Below are 452 nucleotides of genomic sequence, written 5' to 3' on the forward strand. Positions count from 1 at the left end.
AACCAGCTATCTCCAAGTTCGATTGGAATTTCTCCGCTACCCTCAGTTCATCCGCTCACTTTTCAACGTAAGTCGGTTCGGTCCTCCATTCAGTGTTACCTGAACTTCAACCTGACCAAGGGTAGATCACCTGGTTTCGGGTCTACGACCAAATACTCAACGCCCTATTCAGACTCGCTTTCGCTGCGGCTCCACATTTGCTGCTTAACCTTGCATCAGATCGTAACTCGCCGGTTCATTCTACAAAAGGCACGCCATCACCCATTAACGGGCTCTGACTACTTGTAAGCACACGGTTTCAAGTTCTCTTTCACTCCCCTTCCGGGGTACTTTTCACCTTTCCCTCACGGTACTGGTTCACTATCGGTCACTAGGGAGTATTTAGCCTTGGGAGATGGTCCTCCCGGATTCCGACGGAATTCCTCGTGTTCCGCCGTACTCAGGATCCTCCT

The 452-nt window shown here is 50.7% G+C and carries 1 rRNA gene; it reads right to left on the bottom strand.

Annotated elements, in window-relative coordinates:
- Positions 1–452 (bottom strand): 23S ribosomal RNA (locus RV00_RS16005); the annotation flags it as partial.

This window comes from Enterococcus devriesei (assembly GCF_001885905.1).
In the GTDB taxonomy this organism is placed as follows: Bacteria; Bacillota; Bacilli; order Lactobacillales; family Enterococcaceae; genus Enterococcus_A; species Enterococcus_A devriesei.